This window comes from Dyadobacter sp. LHD-138, assembly GCF_030929615.1.
GTDB lineage: Bacteria > Bacteroidota > Bacteroidia > Cytophagales > Spirosomataceae > Dyadobacter.
The window spans coordinates 110,088-136,835 of sequence record NZ_JAVFVU010000012.1 but is presented as its reverse complement, the minus strand read 5'-3'; the positions used below and the strand labels follow the sequence as shown (position 1 = coordinate 136,835).

At 43.5% G+C, this 26,748-nt stretch carries 17 protein-coding genes; 11 read left to right on the top strand and 6 right to left on the bottom strand.

What is annotated here, in order from left to right:
• Positions 1-55: 55 nt before the first annotated feature.
• A complete protein-coding gene (locus RB622_RS11235) occupies positions 56-826 on the bottom strand; it encodes a hypothetical protein (RefSeq protein WP_308046641.1) in 771 nt (256 codons plus the stop codon).
• Between the two features lie 279 nt (positions 827-1,105).
• Between RB622_RS11235 and RB622_RS11230 the strand changes: the two genes are divergently transcribed.
• Positions 1,106-2,371, top strand: a complete 1,266-nt coding sequence (locus RB622_RS11230; protein ID WP_308046640.1) for a glycosyltransferase N-terminal domain-containing protein — start codon at positions 1,106-1,108, stop codon at positions 2,369-2,371.
• Positions 2,372-2,440: 69 nt separating this feature from the next.
• Here the strand turns inward: RB622_RS11230 and RB622_RS11225 are convergent, their stop codons facing one another.
• A complete protein-coding gene (locus RB622_RS11225) occupies positions 2,441-3,664 on the bottom strand; it encodes an ROK family transcriptional regulator (protein ID WP_308046639.1) in 1,224 nt (407 codons plus the stop codon).
• Positions 3,665-3,953: 289 nt separating this feature from the next.
• On the opposite strand from RB622_RS11225, the gene rsgA reads away from it, so the two are divergent.
• Together rsgA and mce are read left to right on the top strand one after the other, a co-directional pair.
• Positions 3,954-4,889, top strand: coding sequence for a ribosome small subunit-dependent GTPase A (rsgA, locus tag RB622_RS11220; protein WP_308046638.1), 936 nt, complete (start codon positions 3,954-3,956; stop codon positions 4,887-4,889).
• 28 nt (positions 4,890-4,917) lie between these two features.
• Positions 4,918-5,319 carry a methylmalonyl-CoA epimerase gene (gene mce / locus RB622_RS11215; protein WP_308046637.1) on the top strand — a complete coding sequence of 134 codons (402 nt, stop codon included), beginning with the start codon at positions 4,918-4,920 and terminating at the stop codon, positions 5,317-5,319.
• A gap of 36 nt (positions 5,320-5,355) precedes the next feature.
• Here the strand turns inward: mce and RB622_RS11210 are convergent, their stop codons facing one another.
• The 4 genes from RB622_RS11210 to RB622_RS11195 form a co-directional block, all read right to left on the bottom strand.
• Positions 5,356-7,809 carry a BamA/TamA family outer membrane protein gene (locus RB622_RS11210; protein ID WP_308046636.1) on the bottom strand — a complete coding sequence of 818 codons (2,454 nt, stop codon included), beginning with the start codon at positions 7,807-7,809 and terminating at the stop codon, positions 5,356-5,358.
• Complete coding sequence (locus tag RB622_RS11205) at positions 7,799-12,730, bottom strand: translocation/assembly module TamB domain-containing protein (RefSeq protein ID WP_308046635.1); 4,932 nt, start codon at positions 12,728-12,730, stop codon at positions 7,799-7,801. Before RB622_RS11205 ends, RB622_RS11210 begins: the two co-directional genes overlap by 11 nt.
• A 142-nt stretch (positions 12,731-12,872) precedes the next feature.
• Positions 12,873-13,589: a hypothetical protein gene (locus RB622_RS11200; protein ID WP_308046634.1), complete on the bottom strand. Its 717-nt coding sequence runs from the start codon at positions 13,587-13,589 to the stop codon at positions 12,873-12,875.
• A 364-nt stretch (positions 13,590-13,953) separates the two neighbouring features.
• Positions 13,954-16,386: a TonB-dependent receptor domain-containing protein gene (locus RB622_RS11195; RefSeq protein ID WP_308046633.1), complete on the bottom strand. Its 2,433-nt coding sequence runs from the start codon at positions 16,384-16,386 to the stop codon at positions 13,954-13,956.
• 268 nt (positions 16,387-16,654) lie between these two features.
• On the opposite strand from RB622_RS11195, the gene RB622_RS11190 reads away from it, so the two are divergent.
• The 8 genes from RB622_RS11190 (at position 16,655) to RB622_RS11155 (ending at position 26,572) form a co-directional block, all read left to right on the top strand.
• Complete coding sequence (locus RB622_RS11190) at positions 16,655-18,259, top strand: beta-N-acetylhexosaminidase (protein ID WP_409021422.1); 1,605 nt, start codon at positions 16,655-16,657, stop codon at positions 18,257-18,259.
• Between the two features lie 93 nt (positions 18,260-18,352).
• On the top strand, positions 18,353-18,571 hold the full coding sequence (locus RB622_RS11185) for a hypothetical protein (RefSeq protein ID WP_308046631.1): 219 nt from the start codon (positions 18,353-18,355) through the stop codon (positions 18,569-18,571).
• A complete protein-coding gene (locus tag RB622_RS11180; protein ID WP_308046630.1) occupies positions 18,562-19,047 on the top strand; it encodes a DUF6036 family nucleotidyltransferase in 486 nt (161 codons plus the stop codon). Before RB622_RS11185 ends, RB622_RS11180 begins: the two co-directional genes overlap by 10 nt.
• Before the next feature lie 224 nt (positions 19,048-19,271).
• Positions 19,272-20,303: a quinone-dependent dihydroorotate dehydrogenase gene (locus RB622_RS11175; protein WP_308046629.1), complete on the top strand. Its 1,032-nt coding sequence runs from the start codon at positions 19,272-19,274 to the stop codon at positions 20,301-20,303.
• Positions 20,304-20,372: 69 nt separating this feature from the next.
• Complete coding sequence (locus RB622_RS11170; protein WP_308046628.1) at positions 20,373-22,934, top strand: DNA translocase FtsK; 2,562 nt, start codon at positions 20,373-20,375, stop codon at positions 22,932-22,934.
• A 201-nt stretch (positions 22,935-23,135) separates the two neighbouring features.
• The gene (locus RB622_RS11165) at positions 23,136-24,380 is read left to right on the top strand and encodes an acetylxylan esterase (RefSeq protein WP_308046627.1); all 1,245 of its coding nucleotides are present in this window, start codon (positions 23,136-23,138) and stop codon (positions 24,378-24,380) included.
• Between the two features lie 35 nt (positions 24,381-24,415).
• Positions 24,416-25,666, top strand: a complete 1,251-nt coding sequence (gene fucP, locus RB622_RS11160) for an L-fucose:H+ symporter permease (protein ID WP_308046626.1) — start codon at positions 24,416-24,418, stop codon at positions 25,664-25,666.
• Positions 25,667-25,672: 6 nt separating this feature from the next.
• Positions 25,673-26,572, top strand: a complete 900-nt coding sequence (locus RB622_RS11155) for an ROK family protein (protein ID WP_308046625.1) — start codon at positions 25,673-25,675, stop codon at positions 26,570-26,572.
• Positions 26,573-26,748: the final 176 nt, after the last annotated feature.

The window sequence follows — 26,748 nt, the reverse complement described above, 5'->3', positions numbered from 1 at the left end:
ATAATCACCGTTGGAATTTCATCCTCGGATGGAAATACTATATAAATTTAACGACTTATTTCTTGCTGCCAAAATAAAGTGTGATGAAGCCCGAAGGATAGAAGCTGCGATTTTCCGCATAACCCATGATTTCAATTTTTCGTGTAAAAGCTTCTGCGAGAAAGCCAATTTCTACACCGGTTACGTTATCGCGGAATGCACTTAATTCGAAACTCAAAGCAGTCTTGATGTGTAAGCCGGGTACTACTTTACTCTGACCAAATCCGGAGAAAAAACTGCCTACACCGACAAAACCCTCATAAGGGTCTGTTGTTGTATTATTTGGATCGATACGTACGGGGGCATTAATGACTTTCCCGCCGGTAAGCTGCTTTTGTATCATGTATGGTTTTTCAAAACCAAGTGAAGGACCTGCGGCAACGATTGCGCTGATTGAAATGCCCTCATCTTCGTGACGGTTAAACAGGGTTATTTCTCTTCCGTATTCAGGACGAAGTACAAAAAGATAGTTTTGCTTGCCAAAAATAAAACGGGCGCCGGTATTAAAAGTTTGAGCGAGTTCTTTTGGATGTCTCACATTGACCAGCTCAACCGCCATGTACTGGTATTGATTTTTACCAAATAATGTTCCTGAAACCGCGTTGGATTTGCGAAATACAACACCGCCTAAAATCCCTGAATTGGTATTGGTCGTTAAACCAATGGAGGTAAATGACTTGTAAACGTCCTCTTTGTCATCACTGTTTTTCACCCGGCGCTGGGCGAAGATATCCGTGGAGATGACAACCAGAATACAGATCGAAAGTAAAAGTTTTACACGAATCATATTTACACGAATATATCTCTTGGTGACCTTTTTATAAAAGCGAATAAGCAGTAAAATTACGAAATATTCGTATATCCGTTCTCATCCCGACTTCACTTTAACGGTTTTTTGTACATTTATGTTCTTGAAACAAAAAAAGAATCAAAAATGCCTGCAATTCACATGATATCCCTATAATAATCTGTTATTGTTCTAACGAAAATATACGCTAGAAATTGGGTGTTTGATGCAATGCGGATGTTATAATTATAAGTCTAAAATTTTAATAATCCTATCATTTTGTCCGAATTTTTGTACCAATTGGCGATGCATGGCTTTTCCGGGATTATGCGTCTGGCTGCTATGTTTATTCCCAAGGTAAAACTTGGTGTGACAGGGCGTGAAGGTCTTCTGGAAAAGCTGGAACGAGCGTTGCCTGATTTAATCAACAATCGTCCCGTGGCCTGGTTTCACGCGGCATCTCTGGGCGAATTTGAGCAGGGGAGGCCTGTGATGGAACAATTTAAAAAGGATTATCCCGATTATTTTATCCTGCTGACTTTTTTTTCACCATCAGGATATGAGGTCAGGAAAAACTATAACGGAGCGGATTTTATCTGTTATCTGCCCCTGGATACCGCCAGAAACGCGAAAAGATTTGTCGCCGTTTTTAAACCCAGCATTACGTTTTTTATCAAGTATGAATTTTGGTGCAATTATCTAGCCGAACTGAAACGGAGTGGATCTTACATCTTTTCCTTTTCGACCATTTTCCGTCCCGGGCAAATATTTTTCAAACCCTACGGCGGTTTTTACAGAAAGATGCTTGCCTTTTTTGACCACTTGTTTGTTCAAAATGAGGTATCGCTGCAACTGATGCGTGAAATTGGGATTTCAAAGTGCTCACTTGCCGGAGATACCCGTTTTGATCGTGTCAGGACCATCGCTGAGGGTATTAAGAATCTTCCCGAAATTGCTGCATTTAAGCAGGATAAACCCTGTCTGGTTGCCGGTTCGGTTTGGGAAGCTGATATGCAGGTACTTATTCCTGCGCTCAATTCTGCGGGTCAGGCGCTGAAAGCGATCATTGCTCCGCATGAGATCGACTCAGGTCATATGGAAAGCTGGCGGAAATTACTTCGCGGAAAAGCGATGCTGTATTCAGAATATAAAAAGGCTTATGATCAGCAAGCCGAAATTAGTGCCTTTGATTATCTGATCATTGATAATATTGGGATGCTGTCTTCCCTGTATAGCTACGGGGATATGGCTTATATTGGCGGTGCTTTTGGATCTGGTTTACACAATATTCTCGAAGCTGCGACTTTCGGTGTTCCGATTATCTTCGGGGATAAAAAATACCAGAAATTTCAGGAAGCGGTCGATCTTATTGCCGAGGGGAGCGCAAAGGCAATTGCTGGTACCGATGAGGCAACGCAATATCTTTCGCAATGGGTGGAAAATCCGGAACTGAGAGGGAACCTCGGGGCGATTTCTGAAAAGTATGTCGCATCACGCACAGGCGCAACAGACATGGTGATGCAGGAAGTAAGGAAACTTTTGTAGACCGTTAAGATACAAAAAAGCCGTTCATGAAGATTTTATTCATCATGAACGGCTTCGTTTTTATATGGGTCAGGTAAACTCTTTAACGATCAGATGTTCAAACAAATGAGCCTGAGTACCCAGCAATCTCGCTTTGGGGCCTAGTTTTGAAATGTGCAAAGAAAGTGTATTCTTAAAATCGGAAAGACAATATTTATTGATGGCCTGCTCGATCGGGTTTGAAATAAACGGACCGGCTTCGGCTAACAAACCACCTACAATTATAACTTCGGGATTGAAAAGATGAACTGCCGTAGCCAGGCCTTTGCCCAGTTCAGTACCTACGGTACTCAATAAGTCGATCGAGAATTCATCACCCGCATGTACCGCTTCAATGATATGGCTCGTGTCGAGTAAATCCAGATCATGATTAACGAGCTGGGAAAGAATTGTAGCGCGCCCATTCGTTATGCCTTCCTTGGCCTGACGAATTAACGCCATCGCGGAAGTGATGGTATCCAGACAGCCGATTTTACCGCAATGGCAAAGTAAACCATCCGGTTTTACCTGAATATGGCCCAGTTCTCCTGCAAATCCGGAAGCACCGTTGAAAACTTCTCCATTCAGCAAAATGCCCAGACCGACGCCCCAGTCAATATTAATCGTTAAAACCTGGGACTTATTGACCGCATAGCCGAAACGATGCTCGCCTATGGTTGTTGCTTTGGTATCATTGCAAAGACAAACCGGAAGCTGAAAGTTTTTCTTTAAATGGGAAACCAGCGGAACTCCGGGAGGTGTCAGATTCAGGTAGGTAAGATTCACACCTTGCTTTGCATTGATCAAACCAGGCATGGAAACACCGATTCCCCACAACTTGTCACGCGGGATATCATGGAATTTTAAGAAATTATCAGTCTCTTTGAACAGTTCTTCAAGAAAAGTTGCCGAATCATCCAGCCGAATATCGACTTTGCGCTTCACGATGATCTGATTGTGCAAGTCAAAAATAACCAGATGTGTGTCATGGCGGTTGATATCCATGATCAGCGTAAGATACTTTTTGCTGTTTAGTCCGTATAACACTGGCGGGCGACCTGCGCGGGCGGGGCCTGTGCCGGTTTCAGAGATCCAGCCTTCACGGATAAGCTCGTTCACAATACCCGTTGCAGAAGGTATGCTGGCATGGAACAAGCGGGCCATTTTGTTAATGGAGGTATCTCCGGACTGGTATAATTCTAATAAAAGATTACTCCGAAGACGGTTTTTTCTAATGTCAATAACGGAATTTGGCTCTTCAACAGCGGAATTCATAGCTTAATTTAATCATGTGGCAATAATGGCAAAAACCGTTATTGGCCAATAAAAATGATAGTCTGGGACTAATATATAAAATAATATATTAAGAAAGTGTTTTTTATTAAAAAAAATTAATATATTATTTTCAATCTCTTTCCGGTAAACCCATATAGTAAGTAAAGACGACATCGACAAAAAAACTACTTAACCGGAAAGTCTCTTTTTGCAATTATTTCAATATCACATCAAACAAGCCTAAAAGTTCTGTTATATTCGTTACTACATAATGATATTGAAAGTTCGAATGGAGTTTGAAAAAGGATTAGTGATTCGCTCGACCGGGTCGTGGTATGAAGTAAGGGATGACAGGGATGGGCATATCTGGCAATGCAGGTTGAAGGGGAAATTTAAAACGATGGGTTTAAAAGTGACAAATCCGATCGCTGTGGGGGATTTTGTGCGTTTTGAAATAGAAGATGAAAATGAAAATTCAGGCATTATATTTGAAATTCTTCCGCGGGTAAATTACGTTGTGCGACGTTCTGTGCATAAAACGGCCCACGCACACCTGATTGCCGCCAATGTGGACCAGGCCATTCTGATTGCTACGCTGGTATTTCCGCGCACCTCACTGGGTTTTATGGACAGATTTCTCGTTGCCATCGAGTCTTTCCGGATTCCGGGTGTTATCATTTTTAACAAACAGGATTTATTGAATGATGAAATCAAGGATTTTCAAGCGGAATTGATGGAGTTGTATACCGGTTTGGGTTATACCTGCCTGGCTACAACGGCTGTAACGGGGGAAGGATTGGAAGATTTTAGAGAATTGTTAAAAGGGAAGGTGTCTCTTCTGTCGGGGCACTCAGGGGTTGGGAAATCCACCCTGGTTAATTCTATTGCTCCGGATCTCGATATTAAAACACAGGAGGTTTCAACATTTGCCAACAAAGGCGTGCACACCACGACATTTGCGGAAATGTTTGAACTCGCACCCGGCATGTTTATTATCGATTCGCCGGGTATCAAGGAACTTGGTCTGGCCGACATCAAACCCGAGGAGATCAGCCATTATTTTCCCGAAATGCGCGAGTTATTGAATCAGTGCCGCTTTAACAATTGCCAACATATCAATGAACCGGGTTGTGCGGTAAAGGATGCCGTAAGTGGTGGTGAAATTGCTTTTAGCCGGTACGAGAGTTATTTGAGTATGGTTGGCGGAAGCGATAACCGTAAATAGGTTTCAGATTAAAATGAGCACTGAGGAGATGAAGAATGTTGAACACATCGGGATTGCTGTAAAAGATATTGAGGCTGCTGAAAAGCTGTTCAGTTCTTTATTTAACAGCCAGCCCTATAAACGGGAGACGATTGCGTCCGAGTTTGTGGAGACCTCTTTCTTTAAGATTAACGAGACCAAAATAGAGCTGCTGGAAGCAACCGATCCCAACAGTGCGATTGCTAAATTTATTGAGAAAAAAGGAGAGGGCTTTCACCACATTGCCTTTGAAGTTGACGATATTCTGGCTGAAATGGAGCGGTTGAAAGCAGAAGGATTTGTACTTTTAAACGAAAAACCCAAACCCGGCGCAGATAATAAGCTTGTTTGTTTTTTGCATCCGAAGGGGACAAATGGGATGCTGATCGAGCTTTGTCAGGAAATCCGGTAGCAGGGTTTTGTTGGCAAACCTGCTACCGGATAATATTTAAAATGGAAGTCCAACGGCAATATTCAGCACAAGGTTTTCTTTTCTCCACGCCTTGCTTCCAAAATTAATCTCTTTAAATACCCATGGGTTTTTATATTTGACGGGAGCATCCGGGTCAAATGGCGCGTTCGGATCTACGTCAACCGGAGTGACCGTATACCAGGGTTTTCTGAAGGGCGTTGCCAGGTCGAGACGGAAAACCAAAAAGGAGAAATCCATACGTAACCCAATTCCTCCGCCTACGGCAATCTGATTCAGGAAACTTTTCTTGAAAACGGATTCGGCACCGTAGCCCTCAAAAGCATTGCCCCGATAGGACCAGATATTACCCGCGTCGACAAAAATCGCTCCGTTAAGGATATCAGTAAATTTCATCCGAACTTCTGAATTGACTTCCAGTCTGATATCGCCAAAAGCATTGTATCCGAAAAGATTGACTGATGCGGTGTCCGGATTATAAGCCCCCGGACCAAGAGCCCGGGCTCTGAACGCGCGAAGTCCGGTGCTTCCGCCCGCGAAATACTGTTTAAATGTGGGAAGCTGCATCGTTTTAGAATTTCCGAACGGAATTCCTACGCCTGCCACAAACCGGTTAGCCCATTTGATTTTCGAATTGATGGTTCTGTAATAACGAACATCTCCATCCAATTTGACAAATTGTAAAATCGGGACATTGAAAATTTCTTTTGCCTCAGTTTTTAGTGTGTCTTGTTTATTTCTTTTACCAAATAAACTTAGCAGATTTCCACCATAATCAACGCCTCCAATAATCACAAACTGGTTCTTACTAAATGGTTTGGGTGTTGGTCTGAACGACACGCTGTAATTGGAACCCGCTATAAAATAACTTGTCTCAACTAACTTGATATACCGTTTAGCATCCAAAGGATTCGTATTCGGGTTCGTAATGATGTTTACGTAGCGCTCATAATTTACATTTAGCGGTTCCACCAGGTTGAGTGCAATGGGTGTAAGCGTATGTTCCAGACGAGCGTTTTTACTCCAGACGTAAGACCAGTCAAAACGAATGGATCTTGTCGTGTAAAAATCTTTCTGTATTCTGTTCTCGTAAGTGAGTGCCAGAATGGTTTTTGGTAAAAGCTGGCTTTTTTCCGGGCGTATTTTCAAAAATGGAATAATGAACCGCGGGATAGAAAGACTGGCAGAGGCTCCGTATCGGGTATACTCATTTCCAACTTTGTTTGGATTTTCCACCCGGTTGCCGCCTAGCTGGACGTCAAACCCGAAATATGGACTCAGTGTTAAAATTTCTCCGCCACGGAAGAAATTTCTGTTTTTTAGGTTAACGGTGATCTGTGAGCCGCCAAGGTTGTTAGACTTTGTACTTGCACTTAAAACCGTTTGCAGCGATTTCTTTTTTAGGGGAGCAAGGTTGTAATAGACATTTAACAACGCTGAATCTGACCTTGGGACCAGCTCAAAGCTGTTTTTTACAAACTTGAAATTTTGAAGATTAACCAGCCTGGTCACCGAGATATCCTGCATGGTATTTGTATACAAAACCCCGTGTCTGAATCCGATTGCATCATAGAAAATCCGCCGTTTATAAAGTTTGCCTGGGTCGTTAATTGTTAACCCCCTTCTTATGCGCCCTTTGTTGGATGCACTGTCTGCACTTTTATCCTGACTGGTACCTGTGTTGACAAAAATTTTATTGATATAATATTGTTTTAATGCGGTTTGTGCCGTTTCTTTTTTTACTTCTAAATATAAATTCACCTGTTGGCGGGCCAGTGTTGAATCCTGTTTTCCGATCGTTGAATCGACCCGGACAATTAATTGATCCGGATTGAAATAATAATATCCTTTTCCTTTTAATTGCTGCTCAATACGGGAGCGTTCAGCGGTAACCACATCAAGCCGGATCGGATCACCTTTTCTCAGATAGGTGTCCTTTTTAGAAAAAATCAGGTCTTTATTAAATTGTGCGCTGTCTTTTACGACAAAATTGACCTGATTAATAAAGTACCTTGGCATTACGTACGCTTCGTATTCGGCCTTTGCGGTCCTTTTTTTAGGATTAGCGTTTAACTTCCCCTTTGCCGAAGACCTGTAATAGCCTTCGTTGTCCATGAGTCCAACCATGTTGGCGGCATTAATATCAATCACACGCTGTGTAGCAAAAACAGGCGATTGTCCCAGTTTTTTACGAAACCAGCTCCGTAATCCTCCCTCATCTTTTGGTTCGCCGATCCAGTAGTAAAACCATACTTTCCAAGGGAATCCAAAGATGGTTTTATTTGGCGGTGGCTTGACAATACCTTCCAGGCTTTCTGACAAACCAGTCACATCCGGCTTTGAAAGCGAATCAGGCGTTACTTTTACACTATTCCCAACGTACAGGCTTTGGCCAGCCGGGACATATTTTCTTACTGAGCAGCCGCCCAACAGTATACATATCACAAAGATGGCGAATGCACTAATTCTCATTTTTTTTCTTTTGAAAAATTTCACGGAACAGATCGTAATCTGCCGTTATAATAAAACTGACACCTGTTTCAATGATAAATCCTTCCAGAATGGACTGGTACTGGTTTTTTCTGTATGCCCGGAACAGATACCGTCCATCTTTACTAAGGGAATAATCAAGGGCAATATTGTCGAATACTTCTGATGAACTTGGTGTCTGCGATTTACTTTCCAGCTCAAAGTTTTTACCCACAGAAATTTTCAGCCGGTCGCCCAGAAATGCTTTGCTCAATCCAACATTCAGGTCAGTTCTTGCGCCGGCACTCTGATCGGTTGTGGAATTCAGGTTTAGATCCAGGTTAACGCCTTTTACCAGATCGCCGGCCAGGTTATTCAATTGATCACTTAACAGCTGGCTCACACTTTGGCGTGCAATAGCTTCGGCGCTTACACCTGACAAGAACCCGGAGGAACTCTGGTCAGTGATAAATTTATTGGTTATAAGCAGGGCAAATGCCTGTTTGTTCATCTCGGAAGGGTTGTTTTGCATGTCGGACCAAAACGTTTGGGCGGTAATGTCACTTTTGACCGTTTGCGAAACTGACTCCCCGGGAACCACATTAAATGTAATATTCGGGGTAGATAAATTGCCTGTAATAACGATCTGAACCGCTATCGGGATCTTCCGGTCACCCTTGTATTTGCTGTCCACTGTGCCGGGATCTACCATTACTTCATAAGCAGCCGTAATGTTAAGATCAGCCTTCATCGGGTCGCCTGTCCAGATCAGCGTACTGCCTTTTTGAATTTCAAATTGTCTTTTTAGAATTTGAAGCGTTAAATCATACGAGCCCTGGGTTAAATCATAGGCCCCGATCAGATACAACTGGCCGTTTGGCGCTATTCCCGTATTTAACTTGGCATTCCCTTTCAATTTGATGTTATCACCATTCAGTTCATCTATCACCACAGTAAACTGCGATTTATCATCTACATCAATATCCAGCGATATTTGTGAAGCAAAATCAACAATGATTTGTTTTGACGCGTCAACAGAATCGATTTTTGCAAGCTGTGTGGAATCGCTCATGTCAATAAATTCGATAACGCCTTTACTCGCATCGCCCGCTTCGGTGGCATCATCGGACATCACAACGGTAATATTGCTTTGGGGATCCAGTTTTACATTGCCATCGATGATGGAATTGCTGCCTTTTCCTTTTACAGTAAGATTTGCATCAATAATCGCCTTCCCAAAAAAGAGGTTGTTTTGTTTTTGCGTCGCGTCAAGAACTGTGAAATTTTTGGTGTCAATTTTAAGGTCGTAACCAACGTCCGGGATAGTGGCCAGGTTGACATTTCCGTTGATTTTTAACGGTTGTTTCAGGGAATCAGCAACGATGAAATTGTTGAAATTGATGCGCTGATCAGCAAATTGTAATTTTTGATTGGTTAATGCATAACGAGCACCCAGCTGTGTTACATTGAACGCAACGTCGTCAAAATTTATGTCACCATTTAATCTTGGACTATCCGTGGAACCGGTAATCGCGACCTTGCCCGAAAGATTGCCATGGGCATTTTTCAACTGCCCAAAACTGAATGCCTCGATGGTTTCAGCCCCGAATTTTTTCATGTCCAGCGTGAAATTCAACGGCTGCTCTTCCTTTAACCGGTAGCTCCCGTAAAGCCGCATGTCGTTTTTATCACTGGTCAAAGAGACGCCCACGCGGATTCTGTCTTCTGTTTCATTGGTTGAACGGATCGCCAGATTTCCGATTGGTATTTTCATCAAAGCAAAACTATTGATGTCCAGACGGCCGGTATAAACCGGGGAGGTCATGTAATTGCTGAGCTTAATATTGCCGCTTAATGTACCGGAAGCCATCGTGGAATCGCGCGTTACCAGTGCAGCGAAAGGTCCGATGGCGATGCTGTCTGCCGTGATATCCAGCGGACTATTTGGTTCATCGGTCGATGAATTGATGGATAAAGACTGATAATCCTGGCGGATGACAAAGCTTTTAACCCATACACTATCGGGCGCATATTGAATGTATCCCTCGCTATCAGTTGACCATTTGCGGTAGTCAATCAACAATCCTTCACGCAGGCGTAACTGATAACGGTTATCTACCAATGCCAGATTTCCATTTATACCGTGGCGATCCGTGTTGACTGAATCTTTAACGATGAAATTAAATTTGGCATCATTGTTGGCGATATCGGTTTTAAGCGATGCATTCTGAACCCGAAATCCGCCTGTTTGCACACTGCCGACATTGGCCGTCATCACGGCTTTCTCTTTAACATTGCTCAGCTTGACCAATACTCTTTCGGCGTGAATGCTGTCGTATTCCACCAAAGGAATATTAAGATTAGCAACGATAGATGAATCGGTCTGGTTATTCAGTTTGGCATGCAGCTGAACGGGTTTAAGTTCTGTAAGCTGCGGCGCGAAAATTTTGAAAACCGGGTGATTCGATACACTTGCGTCCAGCGTAAAATTGACTGGCTTGGTGACTGGTTTATAAGTCATCCCCGGAATGGCGAAGTGCTTACTCGTTTCGGTGAAAACTGCATCTGCAATTTCTGTATAAACAAAGTCTCCCTCCATTTTTGCGTTTAAAAATGGCGAAGTAATGACTGCTCTCTTATTCCCTGCCGTATCGCTCAGTTGTACTGTGAGGTCGGATATGGTAACCGGTTTTTTGTGGTGTGTCAGTACCAGATCGTTAACGGTAATCGTACCAAGCGGGTTTTCCGGGTTGGTAGACAGCATATCAACTTTCAAATTTCCCTTCACCTGCAACGAATCCGAATAAAGGTTCAAAGTCGTTAAGTCCATGTGATCAATGGTCGCTTCACCTTTAACGCTCGGGAATTCCTTGGAAAGATCGACCTGTCCGTTTAGGGCAATGCCAATGTTGTCGTCTTTCATATTCGCCGAAACATTGGCCAATCCGTGATCGATATCACCTTTAAGCGCCAGGTTATTATAAACATATCCTTTGATATCGGCGCTTTGGATGGTTCCGTCCAGATTAGCCTTCATTCGGGAAGCGGTGTAGCCAGTGCCGGCAACTTGTGTGGACAGCGTCAGTTTACCAAGTTCCTGAGGCGGTTGTTTCAGCAATTTTCCCAGGTCAAAATTAGTGAGGCTCAACGTGCCGCCGTAGCTGGCTTTGATGCTGTCTGTAATATTGACAAGTTTTCCTGCAAATGTTCCGTTTCCAAATGATGTGGCAATGGTGGTGTTAAGTGTCAGGTTTTGGATAGAGCCGTTCACTTTTCCCGAAATTTTAACCTGCTCCGGTAATTCAATGCTGGATGGTAAGGCGCTGTCGGGCAGCATTTTTAACAGATCAGCCTTTGTAGAAGATATTTCGTTGACCGTCATATCCGCTGCAAGTTTATTGGCATCGGGTAAACCCCGGATGCGTCCGTTTATGCTTAAAACGGTGCCACCCAGCATGCTGAAACGTGCTTTTGATATCAGCATGTTATTCAAAGTGCCTGTTACCAATCCGGAGCCCTGGACAGATCCGTTTGGCTCTTTGTTAAATGGAGGCGTAGCGGCCAGATCGGGCGCAAGGAGCAGCAGGTCCGAAAAAGCCACTTTTGTATCTTTCAAACTAAGACGGATTCTGACATTTGCCAGGTTTTTTGTCAGGTCGTCCAGGTTGTTATAATGTAACGTCAATTCGTCACGGATAACCGTTTTTGGCGTTTTTACAAGAAGCTTGCGCAGATAGGTTTGTTTGGCACCATAGGCGAAATCCGTCCGAAGTGTGAGCAATTTAAAACCGCTTTTTTCTTCAAATGACCCCTCTTTTAGCTTTCCGGTGATATTATCTGTCGAGAAGAGGAAATCTTTCAGGTCAACATTTAATTTTTTGACATGTAAGTGTGCATAGTCCAGTCCTTTGGGGATAGGTTTTGAATTGAAGTCATCGTAGCGCAGGTTGTTGTTAACCAGCTTGATGTCTTTTATAACGGCAAACCAGCCCGGTGTTGCCGTACTGTCGGTCTTTGTATCGGGAGGACTTGTTTTTGAAACCGCCTTTTTTGCAAACGCTGCATAGGCTGTCATGTTATCCAGCAAAATGCTTTCGATCTCTACACGTTGACCGGCGACATAAATTTTATTGATTTTTCCCCGCAACTGATCCAGGGTAACGCCATTGTTCAGGCCGGAAGTTTCATCCGTAAATTCCCATTTGAATTTGCTGATATCAATATCGCCGAGTTTAATATCAAGAGAATCCGAAGGACTTGATGGGGTAGTGGTGGTATCTTTCACCAGCGCCTCGTACATCCTTAACCTGGCTCCACTGTTGTAAAGCGCAATTTTTGTCGGATGATATTGGGATCGTGAAGGATTGAATTTATCAAATTGAATGTTGGCGGAATCAATGTTCGCATCGGCGTCGGTACCAATGATCGCATCTTTATAGGAAAGGCGGACCCGCTTTAATAAAATTTTATCAAGGCGCATTTCCATTGGTTTCGCCGTGGTGTCCTCGGGTTCGGTAGGATTTGTGCTGGCAAATGCGTCAACGATAAACTGGAAGTTGAAAACGGTATCGGGTAAGGTCCGGTGAATATTGGCCGTAGCACCTTCCAGTTCAATTTTATTGATTCCGACATTTCCTTTTAACAGGGAATACATGTCCAGATCGACACGCAGCATTTGACCGGCAACCAGTGTATCGCCTTTTTGATCCGCAAAGAAAACGCCTTCCAGGACGATCCAGTCGGGAACGTCGAACCTTATTTTCTCAACATTAAGTTTAGTTTTTAATTTTTTTCGCAAATAAGTATTTGCCTGCGCAGTAAGAAAGTTTTGCCCGGCGGGAGTCTGAATACCCCATATCAATACCCCAATCAGAATTAAAACTGTCAGTACGATAATTGCCGTTACTTTAAGTGCTTTCTTCATTCTTTATGATTATTCCAGCTATTTCCACGGAGAAAAAGACTGGGTGAAGTTTTGTACACAACTGGTCAGAACATTTTTATGAGTAACCTACGATCCGGCTGCCGGATCGTAGGTTACTCATAAAAATGAACGGTGAGCGCTTTTAACGTTTGAATAACTCGGGACTCACTGTTTCATTGATTGAAACAGTTGAAGTGATTGTAACCGCTTTTCTGTCTCTGCTGTTAATTTCAACGAGTTTTGCCGGATAAAGGATACCGAATTTTGATTTGGTATAGTTGGACAGATCTGTTACCGTTTCTACACCGGCCATGGTTTGTTTCTGACGAACGAGAAGTCCGGAAGCTGCGTCAAAATAAAGGTTATATTTTACATCTTTACCCTGTAATTCAACCTGATTTACGGATACGCCATTCAATGTCTCGGTGCCCACGGTGCTTGCAATCAATCCACGGTTGTGGTAGTTGATAAACGGAGCAAGGACGTCATAAAGCTCATAGCGCATGCTGCCTTGTTCTGCCTGGCTTAGATCCTTGACATCTGTTTTGTTTCCAAGCGGAACCTTAATCCAGCCCTCGTTGCCTTTTACGGTATACACAAAGCTGCGGTTCATGATGTTTTTCGATTTATAAATAGAGTTATCCGGAACCGAAACGGAAATGTCGGACGTGTAAGGTGCGGCCGCAGCTGCTGCGTAGCTGCGTTTCAGACTGTAAGTTTTCACCGTTTCCCAAAGCGCTTTTCCGCCCGTTGCTTTGTAATAATTATTAAAGATGGTATCAGCCGGAATCCGTGTCTGAGCGAATGAGATTGAAGCAGACAGAAGTATTGCAAGTGAAATTCCAATAATTTTTTTCATGTGATGGGATTGTGTTTAATGTTATAAATAGGTTACGGCTAACGATTAAATAAGTAACCAGGTTTTTGTTATTGTATGCCGGTTTTGTTTAGCTGTTAAGGTTAAAAAGGTAAAAATACCATAATTATTATACGGTGTTGCAAAAACTGTTCCAGTCTTCAGGAATACCCGCCGAGGTTACAAACTGTTGCATTGATTTTAAAGGATGTTTTGTTTACAATGTACAAAAGAAGAATTCCGAAACCAGAATCCAATGGTTAGATTTTGCAAAAGGGAATAGGTTTAAAGTAGAAAAGGGAATACAGCGTGTCGCTCCGTATTCCCTTTTCTGCTTTATTTTTAACAACTCGTAATGTCTTGATGATCAGGATTCGTCTCCGCTCATGGTAATTTTTCCAAACCGATATTGGAACGTCAGGTTGACCAGACGGTTGGTTTGCTGCCACAAGGAATTCTGGATATAAGTATCCGTGGCAAGCTGGCTCTTGTAGGCACGGGACAAAAATATGTCCTGGATGTTAAAGGAAAGTGTTGCTTTTTTTTCCAGTATATCTTTTCTGATACCCATATTGGCGACAAAAACGCCCTGGCGGGTTCCCTGCGCAATGGCTCTAGGGCCTTCGTAATTAACGTAAGCAGAGGCACGGAAATCCATAGGCAAAGTAATGAAAGCATTCAAATTGCCGGAATAACTCCAGGTACGGTTGTTGATGTTGGCCAGAGCGGACACGACTTCACTTCTGAAAACCCGGCCGCTTCCGTTTATTTTCAATACATCACCAATTTTTTGAGAGAAATCTGTTTCAAAACCATAAGACATTTCACGTCCGACGTTATCATATCTTGTCAGTGAAATACCTTCTGCATCAACCGTTCGGATCCGGGTAATGGCATTGTTGGAATAATCCATAAATAAAGATGGTCCCCATCCGCCGGACTCTTCGTAATTCGAATAGGCCATTTCTGCTTTGTGCGTAAATTCAGGGCGCAGGTCGGGGTTTCCTGACTGGATATTTCTTGGATCTGAAACATCCGTGTATGGATTAAGCCAATCGGCTTCCGGGCGTTGCACGCGACGGCTGTAATTTAATTTAAACATGGCATTCTCATCCAGTTTTCGGGACAAGGATAGGGATGGTACCAAGGTCAGGAAGTGCACGCCAAATTCTTTGCTGGCGCTCACCTGATCAATCTGCTGATTGGAATCCGTAAGTCTTAACCCTGCTCTTACACCCCAAAGATCTGTTTTCTTCGAGAAGGTCATGTAGCCGGAGTAAATTGAATTCTTGTAATTAAAAATGTTACTGATGTTTTTGTCAAATTCAAAATTACCCGTTTCAGCATTCTGAAGGTAGAAATTGTTTGTGTTATCGTTTGAGTTGATCCGCGTACGAAATCCAACTTCCAGCGTCGCTTTTGGCGTGATAGGCCAGGTGTAATCCGAATTCAGGAATACTGATTTGCTGTTATTATTGCGGAAATTCTGCTGATAACGGCTCAGGCTGTCCACGTCATTCTCCTGGTCGTACTTCGATTTTCCTTCCGAAGCACCCTGGGAATAGTTTGCCGTAAAAGTGATCAACTGATCCGTTTTATTAAACTTATGACGGTAATCCAAACTCGTACTAACATTATGGCCGTTTCCTTTACTCTGGTTGATTCTTTCAAAATGATCAAGCATAGGGCCGGTCAGCAATGCAGAGGTATTGGACAAATTACTACTGTTCCTGTTTTGGTCGCGGGAATAATTAACGCCTACTTCTACGGAGTTTTTATCGTCTATTTCATAGTTGGCACCAATCCGGCTGAACATATTTTTGTTTGTATTATGGCCGGTTCCGCGCTGTTCCAAACGCGACTGTTCGTCACCTAAAAAGTTATCGCGGTTCAGGCGGCGTTTCCAGAAAGTATTACGCATCTGTCCGTTCAGTGATGCATTCATACCCAGCTTTCCGGCGCGAAAACTTACATTTCCCGAACCGCTGTGGTTTTCTTTCAGACCAAGGCTCGCACGACCGCTGCCGTTAATACCCCGGATTTTATTCTTTTTGGTAATAATATCAATCACACCCGAGGCACCTTCTCCTTCATATTTTGCCGAAGGTGTCGTAGAAACATCAATGCGTTCAATTAAGTCGGCCGGGAAGGATTGCAAAATGGTGGGTAAATCACTGCCATATAATGAAGAAGGTTTTCCGTCAATCAGTACCACCACATTTCCTTTTCCGCGAACCTGCGGGTTTCCGTTTTCGTCGAGTGAAACGGCCGGTACTTTTTCCAAAAGATCACTGACATTATTACTCGTAGCCAGCATGTCTTTTCCGATATTGATCATTTTTTTATCAATGTCTTCAACGATCATACTTTTTTCTCCCTTGACAATCACCTCATTTAGCTTTTGAGCCGAAACGATGACGGTTAAAGTTCCTAGATCAACAATGTTGGATTCAGGAGAAACACGGACATTGGGAACAAAAAGCGTTTCATAACCCATGTTGGTCACACGCAATATATAACTTCCTGGCTTAACATCCGGAATGGTAAATATGCCGTTTTCGTCTGTGATGACACCTGTGCTCACAGCGGAGTCTTTGGCCATTAACACGGCAACGGTTGCAAAGCTAACGGGTGTATTTTTCGGTGCTTCGACGATCTTGCCGACCATTTTGCCCCCATCGATACGGATTTGTTTTACATGCTTTTCGGAAGCGAAAGAATTGAAGCCACTGCCAGCAACCAGTAACCCTGATAGGACGAATACATGAAGCCGTTGAGGATTAAATAAATTTTTGAGCATTACTAATTTTTAAAGTTGTTAGGGATAGGAGCTGCACTTCATTCGACCTTTTTCAATGCACCTACTCAATTGATCCATAAAGTATAAAGCATTGCGCGTGGCAAATATAATCAACGGGTCAATTTTAAATTTAATTGCATAAAATTACAAAAAAGTTAAAATGTGTAGTATTTTAAAATGTTGTTGCGTTAAATTGCATACTTTTTAAAATTATTTAATAAATGAATTCTAAACGCTTACTTGAATGAAAAATTTTCTGTTAACGATCATGTGTTCCCTTTGGTTCTGCGTGAGCGGGGCTCAGCCGAACATTATTCCTAAACCGACACAGATGCTTGTCGCGAAAGGTGAATGGACACTGGGAGCTAAAACAAAAATTGGGGCGCCGGCGGATGCGAAGTGGACAAAAGTTGCTGAAATGCTGGCTGGTCAAATCAATAAGGCCAGTGGATATGCTGTAAAAACGGTTAAAGGGAAAGGCGATATTACCTTCACACTTTCTTCTGACGCGAGTTTGGGAGAAGAAGGATACCGTTTGCTGGTTACGCCCAAAGGTGTGACAATCCAGTCCCGGACGGCCAAAGGAGCTTTTTATGGTGTTCAGTCATTGTTGCAATTATTGCCGGTTGAGATTTTTAGCCCGGCAGTGGTTAACAATGTAAAATGGAAAGTGCCGTATGTGACGATCAAGGATGTGCCGCGTTACGCCTATCGTGGATTGATGCTGGATGTAGGCCGTCATTTTATGCCTTTGGATTTTGTGAAAAAATATATTGATCTGATTGCGCTGCATAAGCAAAACCAGTTCCACTGGCATTTGACAGAAGATCAGGGGTGGAGAATTGAGATCAAAAAATACCCGGAGCTGACCACGATAGGTTCGAAGCGTAAGGAAACGATGAAGGGACATTATAGCGACCAAAAGTATGACGGAAAACCATATAGCGGCTTTTATACGCAGGCTGAAATCAAGGAGGTGCTTCAATATGCAGAAGATCGTTTTGTAAATGTAATTCCGGAAATTGAACTGCCAGGACATGCTTTGGCCGCTTTGGCTGCATACCCTCAGTTGGGGAACAATCCTGATAAAATCTATGAGGTGGGCACGAAATGGGGTGTTTATGACGATGTTTACATGCCTCGTGAAGAAACTTTGAAATTTTTGGAAGATGTATTAACCGAAGTGATAGATCTTTTTCCAAGCAAATACATCCACATTGGCGGTGACGAATGTCCGAAGACACAATGGAAGGAGAGCCGTTTTGCGCAGGATCTGATCAAAAAGGAAAATCTTAAGGATGAACATGGCTTGCAAAGTTATGTGATCAAACGTGTTGATAAATTTATCACCTCAAAAGGTCGTCGGATGATCGGCTGGGATGAAATCCTGGAAGGTGGACTTTCTCCGAATGCTACGGTGATGAGCTGGCGGGGAACAGAAGGCGGAATTGCGGCAGCAAAAGAACGTCATGATGTAATTATGACGCCGAACAATTTCGTTTATCTTGACCACTATCAGGCGGACGCGAAAACGCAGCCTGTCGCGATCGGCGGCTTTACCGATCTGGCCGAGTCTTATTCATACGACCCAACGCCGAAAGAACTTTCTGCCGACGAAGCAAAACACATTTTAGGAGTTCAGGGCAATGTGTGGACAGAATATATGAAAACACCAGCTTATGTGGAGTACATGGTATGGCCACGCGCGATTGCTTTGGCGGAGGTAGCCTGGACACCAACCGATAAAAAAGATTTTGCCGATTTCAGCAAACGCATGGAAATACATAAAAAACGTCTTGATTATCTTAGTGTAAACTATTTTGGTGCGCCCATCAATGATAAATTTGAATACGTTTGGCCTGAAAAAAAGTAAGGTCTAGTTAAACGGATTAGTAAAAGGCATCTCACGGATTGGGATGCCTTTTTTGTTATATTTACGTAATTATCCAGTGCAAATTTGATGGTTATGGAAAAGAAAAAGCGGATTAAGATTTATAATACTTTCGAAGAATTAGAAACAGATCAAATTCAGATCGGGATTGAAATGTCTTTGCAAGAGCGGTTTGAGGCCTTTTTTCAAATGAGAAAATTCCACGATCGCCTATTTTCGATCCAAAATGCTGCTTCTGATCGAGATGGAAAAACTAAAAAACGTATTTTAATTTCGAAACCCGGATGGATTTAGAAGATAACGAATTTTTGAAATTTGTTAAGGCTGCCGGTGAAAATAATCTCGAATATCTACTTATCGGCGGATTGGCATTGGCGATGCACGGAATTCATCGATATACTAATGATGCTGATATATGGATAGAGCCGACAAATGAAAACAAGGACAAACTTATCAGCACTTTATTGTCGCTGGATTATGAGGAAGAAGAGATAGAAGGAATCAGAGACTTAGACTTTACTCAGGCGCAGATTGTCAGATTAGAAGGTCCGATTGATATATTAACTTCAGTACATTTTAGAATGGAGTACAATGAGTGCCGCGAGAGGGCCAGAGAATTTGTGTCGGCCGTCGGGTTTAAAATCTACTTTTTCCATATTAACGATCTGCGAGAGAGTAAAGTTTTGGCACGGCGTCCGAAGGATTTGAATGATATTCTGTTAATCGATGATTTGCTGAAAAGGTTATCGGGAAATCCCGATAATTCGTAAAATAAGATATCTGAAATCTCTGAGAAAATCCTTAGAACAGGTTTTAAAAGAACTTTAAGATTACAGCGAATCCCGGAAACTGTGATCGATTCATATCTGAAAGAACTATTGAAGGAGTTATAGATTGAAGACAATTCCGGATTGATCGCCCCGATTTCTGAAATAATAAAATAAAAACCCCCACACCTTCCTTCCCTTCCCCCCAAACATTCTATTTTTGCAGAATGTATAAATATATCCTTTTACCGATCTTTTTCCGGTTCGATGCCGAACGCGTTCACCACTTTGTTTGTGAAATGCTGCAAATCGCTTTTAAAATTCCCGGTGTTCCTGCTTTGCTGAGAAGTATGTATACTTTCGAACACCCCGATCTTGTTCAGGAAGTGGCAGGTTTGCGTTTCCGGAATCCGATCGGACTGGCTGCCGGTTTTGACAAAAATGCCGAAATGGTAGACCAGCTGGAAGCCCTGGGATTTGGTTTTATAGAAATCGGAACGGTTACGCCCCGTCCGCAGCCGGGAAATGATAAACCGCGTTTGTTCCGGGTAAAAGAGGATAAAGGACTGATCAACCGGATGGGTTTTAACAACAAAGGTGCCGAAGTGGCAGCGGCGAAACTGCGTTATCGTAAATCATCGATTCTGGTTGGGGGCAATATTGGTAAAAATAAAGATACGCCCAACGAACAAGCCCTGAGCGATTATATCAGTTGTTTTAACACGCTGTTCGACGTTGTCGATTATTTCGTGGTTAATGTGAGCTCGCCAAACACGCCGGGATTGCGTGATTTACAGGAAAAAGAACCGTTGATGGCTTTGCTTAACGATCTTCAGATCCGAAATAAACAAAGACCTAATCCCAAACCAATATTCCTGAAAATTGCGCCGGATCTGACTTTCAGTCAGCTTGACGATATCATTGATATTGTCAAGGAAACCGGAATAGCCGGCGTTATCGCTACGAACACAACGATTAGCCGCAAAGATTTAAAAACTTCGAAGGAGACGCTCGAAAAAATTGGGGCTGGCGGACTTAGCGGGCAGCCGCTGAAATACCGCGCTACGGAGGTTATTCGTTACCTATGCGACAGATCCGGAAATGCCTTCCCGGTTATTGGCGTAGGCGGTATTGCCTCTGCGGCGGATGCGCTGGAAAAACGGAATGCAGGTGCAGGACTTTTGCAGATTTATTCAAGCTTTATTTATGAGGGCCCGGGATTGGTAAAAAGGATTTGTAAGGCCATGGTCGCTAAATAAATATTGGCCGACCTGATTGACAAAATAGAAAGCACTTCATACATTCATAAAAAAATAGATCTGAGATAAATGTCTGTAAATAAGCCGCGAGGAAATACACAAAGAACAAAAGCAGAGGAGGGCGTACGACCAGGTTTTCAGTTATCTCTGGATTGGGAGAGTATTTTTTCAAGCCCTAAAAGCACTTTGGCCTGGGGGATTTTCTTCCTCATGACTGGAATCATCCTGGAAGTATCTTTTTTGTCATACATCATTACCGGCCTTGCCGATCAAAGTATTGTGGACTCTTTCGGACAGGAATCCATTCGGGATGCAGGGCGGCAGACACGTAACTTTTTTGGTGTTTTGGGTGCAACATTTTCACACATTTTTGTCTATCGCTGGTTTGGTGTTGGGGCTCTGCTGCTGCCTTTCGTGCCTATTCTTGCCGGATGGAAAATTGCATTTGGGAAAGAACTATTGCCCCTGACCCGCGCCACCAAAGAGGTTATCTTTTTTACGTTATGGTTAAGCGCGCTGATGGGGTACGTGGTGCTCATGAGCAATACTGAAAATACCCTGAGCTTTGTTTCCGGCGGAATTGGTTATATGGTCAATGTCTGGCTGTTCGACTGGCTGAAATGGGGTAGTATTCTGCCAATATTGTTCGCGCTCTTCGTTTTTGTAATTTATTTTTATGATGCAAAAGCGGTGCTGGACAAATGGCAAGCCAGACCTGAGAAAGGAGAAGATGAAGAAATCAGCGTTGAGGGAGCTTCGGAACCGGTTATTACGGGTGAAAAAGAACAGGAAACTGAGCCGACAGTCGTTAAAGAGGTTGAATATGTTTCGGTGGTTAACGATACTTACGACGATGAGCTGATCCCTGCGGTTGAAGAAATCAAGGAAGAGCCGGTTGTAAAAAACAATCATGTGCTGGAAGTGCTGAATACGGAAGAGGTCAGTAAGCTGGCTTCCACGCCTCCGATCGTGCCATTTGTTCCTGCCCCGGTTGTACATGCGGTGCCTGAGCTGGAATTGGAGCTCGAAGTTGCGGATCACTTAACCGCGGTAGAGGTGGTTGATATTCCGGAAGATGAGGATATTAATGCGTCGATTCTCCGGGAGTTTGGACAATATGATCCGATGCTGGATTTGCCGACGTACCGGTTCCCAACCATCGAGCTGATGAGTGAGGTGATTGAAAATCAGCATGAAAAAGTAACGCAGGAAGAACTTGAAAGTAATAAAACCAAGATTGTTGAAACACTTGGCAGTTACGGAATTAATATATCCAAAATTAAGGCGACAATTGGGCCAACGGTAACACTGTATGAAATTATTCCGGAAGCGGGTGTACGGATTTCGAAGATCAAAAACCTCGAAGGTGATATTGCGTTGAGTTTGGCGGCTCTGGGAATCCGTATCATAGCACCGATGCCGGGGCGTGGTACGATCGGTATTGAGGTGCCGAATAAGAACCGGGAAACTGTCTTTATTCGCTCGGTTTTGATGAATGAAAGATTTCAGAAGTCAACCTATGACCTGCCGATTGTGCTCGGAAAAACAATTTCCAATGAGATTCATATTGCGGATCTGGCAAAAATGCCTCACTTGCTTATGGCCGGGGCGACGGGGCAGGGTAAATCTGTTGGTTTGAACGTAATCCTGGCTTCACTGATTTATAAAAAACATCCGGCAGAATTGAAATTCGTGCTGGTGGATCCGAAGAAAGTGGAATTGACGCTTTTCAATAAACTGGAAAGACACTTCCTGGCCAAACTTCCAAATGCAGATGAGGCCATTATCACCGATACTAAAAAGGTGATTTTTACGCTGAATTCTTTATGTATCGAAATGGATTCCCGTTATGATCTTTTGAAAGAAGCCTCGGTAAGAAACTTGAAAGAATACAATGCCAAGTTTGCCCAGCGCAGGTTAAACCCTGAAAAAGGCCACCGCTTCCTGCCTTATATCGTACTGGTTATCGATGAGCTTGCAGACTTGATGATGACGGCCGGCAAAGAGGTAGAAACACCGATTGCCCGTTTGGCGCAGCTTGCGCGTGCGGTGGGAATTCACCTGGTAGTTGCTACGCAGCGTCCTTCGGTGAAGGTTATTACAGGTTTGATTAAAGCCAACTTTCCGGCCCGTTTATCCTTCCGGGTAACATCCAGTATTGATTCCCGGACGATTCTGGATATGGGTGGAGCGGAACAGCTGGTCGGACAGGGAGATATGCTTTTGGCGATCAACTCGGAAGTGATCCGTTTGCAATGTCCGTTTATTGATACGAGAGAAATTGAAGATGTCTGCGAATTTATTGGTTCACAGCGCGGTTACGATGAAGCCTACGCATTACCGGAATATGAAGGTGATGAAGGCTCAGAATCCAGAAGTGAGGTTAATACGGATGATTTTGATGGGTTATTGCCTGAGGCTGCCCGTCTGATCGTGACGCATCAGCAAGGTAGTACATCGCTGATCCAACGGAAAATGAAACTGGGTTATAACCGCGCAGGCCGTATTATGGATCAGCTCGAACTGATTGGTGTGGTGGGTCCTTTTACAGGCAGCAAAGCCAGGGACGTGATGTTCCATGACTTAAACGGCGTGGATGAGCATCTGAGGGCGATGGGTATAAGTGGTTAATACCTGATCAATATTGAAAATATACGGGCTGTCGGTTCGAAAAAGTGTTTAGAGACTTTCGGACCGGCAGCTTTTTTTATTGTTATCAAAATAAAAAAATAGGAAGGACAGGGTAATATCAGTAAACCGGCACCATTGTATACTTTTGGCTGATAACCTGAATTGTCTTTTCAAACCAAATAGCTAATTGGGAACTCTAAAATGAAAAATAGACTCTGGTTTCTCGCCTTCTCATTACTTGTGACTTTTTCTTCCTCGGGTCAAAACAAAAATACTTCGTTGCCAGATGCGCTGACTTTCAATAATGGATCAAAAGTTACCAGTGTCAGGCAATGGAACGCGAGAAGAGAAGAATTACTGAAAACCTTTCGCACCGAAATGTATGGTACCTCGCCGGGACGACCGAAGGACATGCGTTTTGAAGTTTTTGATCATGATAAAAATGCGCTGAATGGAAAAGCGACCCGTAAGCAGGTTGCCATTCATATCCGGGAAAATGGAAAAGAGGTGAAATTTGACCTGCTGATTTACATTCCTAATCATGTGAAACATCCGGTACCTGCGATTATCGGGATTAATTTCATCGGTAATCAGGCCATCCATGCCGATCCGGGAATTAAGCTCACGGAGGCCTGGGTTGAAAACAGCAAAATGTTTCCCTGTGCGGTAGATGGAAAAGCGACGGACGCTTGTCGCGGCGTGAATGCCAGGCAGTGGCAGGTGGATAGTATCCTTGACGCCGGTTTTGCTTTGGCAACCATGTACCGGGAGGAAATAGCGTCGGACCGGAAGGAAGAAATGTTTAAAACGGGCGTTCATACGTTGTATCCGGAACTTCAAAATCGGGAAGATAACTTCGGAACTATTGCGGCCTGGGCCTGGGCGTTGAGCCGCGGTATGGATTATTTAGAGACGGATCAGGATATTAATGCAAAAAAAGTTGCTGTTTTCGGGTTTTCTCGTTTGGGCAAAGCAGCACTCTGGACAGGCGCGTCTGACACGCGTTTTGCACTCGTGTTAAGTAATGAATCCGGTGCCGGGGGCGCTAAACTATTTCACCGGGGCATAGGCGAAAATATCCGCAGACTGAACACCGTTTTTCCGCACTGGTACGCCAGAAGTTTCAGGAAATATATGGATCAGGATACATTATTGCCTTTTGATCAACATTTTATCGTGGATCTTATCGCACCAAGGCCAGTCTACATTGCCAGTGCGGAGGACGATAAGGGGGCAGACCCCGAAGGAGAATTTGCTACGGCAAAGGAGGCTGATGCAGTCTATCGTTTCCTTAAAACAAAAGGGCTTCCGGTGAAGGAAATACCCGCGCTAAACAAGGCTGTTATGGGGCAGATAGGTTACCATATCCGAACGGGGGGGCATGATGTTACAAGTTTTGATTGGAAACAGTTTTTAAATTTCTCTATTTTACGCCTCCAAAAATAAAAATACCAGAATAACTAATTTACAATATATCAAAAATGAATACAGCAACCTCGCCTGGTAAGGAAATTACAAAGGCCCGATTTACAGAAGACAGGTACCTGATTACCCTCATCTTTGTTACCTCCCTTTTCATGTTCTGGGGCATTGCCATTACGATGGGCGATGTTTTAAACAAACACTTTCAGACTGTATTGAGCCTTACCAAAACACAGTCGGCTTTTGTACAATTTGCAATTTTTGGTGCATATGGTGTGATGGGTATTCCTGCCGGACTATTTATGAAGCGCTTTGGTTATAAAAACGGCGTGCTTTTCGGGCTTTCACTTTTTGCTGGTGGTTCGTTCTTATTTGTTCCGGCTGCTGCGGCAGCTTCATTTCCGTTTTTTGGAATTGCATTGTTCATTCTGGGATGTGGTATTTCTACGCTGGAAACTGTGGCACATCCGTTTGTAGCTTCTTTGGGCGACCAGCGGACCAGTGATATGCGTATCAATTTTGCTCAGGCTTTCAATGCGCTTGGCACGATCATTGGACCATGGATGGGTTCTCATTTTCTTTTTGGAAATCATGTGGAAGGGAGCACCGATCTGACATCGGTTAAAATGCTGTATATCGTTATCGGAACTGTGATCGCTACGATCGCTGTACTATTTTCCTTTGTAAAAGTACCGGCATTGATCGATCCGCACGTGGCAGTGGCAAACCCTGATGCGGCCAATGTGGATACACATCCCGAAAAGGGCCTTTTTGCACACAAGCATTTTAAATGGGCCGTCGTAGCACAATTTTTCAACGTGGCGGCACAGGCGGGTACATGGGCGTTTTTTATCAATTATGGTCATGAAAAAATGGGATTCACGGACGCCGTTGCCAGTAAATGGATGATCCTCTTTTTTGTTCTGATGCTTACCGGCCGTTTTGTAGGTACTTTCCTGATGCGGTACATTGCACCGCCTAGATTGCTGGCCATTTTTGCAGCCTGCAACATCGTGATGTGTTTGCTGATTAGCCAAAGCTGGGGCTGGCCTTCATTTATTGCGTTACTGATGCTGAACTTCTTTTTCAGTATCATGTTCCCGACGATTTTTAGTTTGGGATTAAAAAATCTGGGAGCACACACGCAGCAGGCTTCATCCTTTATTTCTATGGGTGTTGTTGGCGGTGCTCTTTTCCCGTTCTTGATGGGGGCGGTGGCTGAACACGATGTAGCTTCTGCATATTACTTGCCGATAATCTGCTATTTTGTGATATTTTTGTTCGGTTTTAAATTTTACAAAGTTCGATAGTATTTAATGAAACTCTGGGGTATAGATTTAGGAGGCACAAAAATAGAATGTGCCGTGTTGGATTCTGATAATGATATGCGTGTTGTAGCCCGTAAAAGGCTGCCAACAGAGTCTGCCAAAGGATACGATCATATTTTATCGCAAATAAAAAGACTGATTGATTCGGTTGCCGAAGAAGTGGGTGAGAGACCGGTTAAAATTGGTTTTGCGACGCCGGGTGTTTCCGAACCCGATACCAATCTGATGAAAAACTCAAATACGACTTGTCTGAATGGCAAGCCGATGCAGCAGGATCTTACGGACCTGCTGGGCATTCCTGTAAAACTGGCCAACGATGCGAATTCTTTTGCGCTTTCGGAAGCATTGATGGGAGCCGGGAAAGACTATCCGGATGCTGAGGTTGTTTTCGGCGTGATCATGGGCACCGGTGTTGGCGGCGGACTAGTCGTTAATAAAAAGATTATTGGCGGTCATCACGGAATCGGCGGAGAATGGGGACATAATATCCTTGAAGAAAACGGAGAATCCTGTTATTGCGGCAAAAGCGGCTGTGTTGAGCAGGTGATCGCGGGCCCGGCCCTTGAACGTTTTTACGAACAGCAAAGTGGTGAGAAGTTGTCTTTGAAAACGATTCTTGAGCAATATCATGAAGGCGGAAATGTGCATGCAACAGCAACCATTGACCGTTTGCTTGAATATTACGGACGCGCCATTTCTACGCTTATCAACGTACTGGATCCGGGGCTGATCGTGATCGGCGGCGGTGTTGGTAACATTGATCTGCTTTATGGAGAAGGTTATGAAAGAATTAAAAAATACATTTTTAATAATCGTGTTGTGACCACGCCGATTCTGAAACCAAAGTTGGGAGACAGTGCCGGTGTTTTCGGAGCCGCATTGTTATAAATTCAGGCCTGAAAAGAAATTAATAGTCCTGGTTATATCGCCGGATGCTGACAGCAGCGTTTAGCAATGTAGCCAGGACTTCTTTTGACTTTTAAACCTTCATCCCGCAGTTTTGTCTAAATTTGCAGTTGCGTTTTAACCTGGCATGCTTTTTAAAGAATTAAGTAAGAAATAAA